Source organism: Telluria sp. AZSoR62, assembly GCF_058111565.1.
In genome coordinates, this window is record NZ_JBYTST010000324.1 from 1 (window position 1) to 269 (window position 269).

1 protein-coding gene is annotated in these 269 nt (G+C 37.2%); it reads right to left on the minus strand.

Annotation, left to right across the window (positions count from 1 at the left end; genetic code table 11):
* A partial coding sequence (locus AC3XQU_RS23985) for a PIN-like domain-containing protein (RefSeq protein ID WP_489876631.1) occupies positions 1 to 256 on the minus strand: 256 nt, incomplete at its 3' end.
* Between the last annotated feature and the right edge of the window lie 13 nt (positions 257 to 269).

Consider the following 269-nt stretch of genomic DNA (forward strand, 5'->3'; position numbering starts at 1 on the left):
TGTCTTGAATGTCTTCGATTGAACTATCTGAGATGTTAGTGTTTAGGATGTTGTTGCTATCTTTTAAGAAGGCGGAAGACGTATACATATGAAAAAGTTTTATATCGGTGTTACGATAGATTTCAGATTTTAGCCCTTCGTTAGGACCAATTATTTTTTCTCCGGCTGAGTCTATCTTGTGCCACCAGTCTTTTTTCGTATCATCAGTTATGAAGATAACATTTTCCGTACTGCTGCCCGAAATCTTAGATAACATCTGCTTCCAGAGA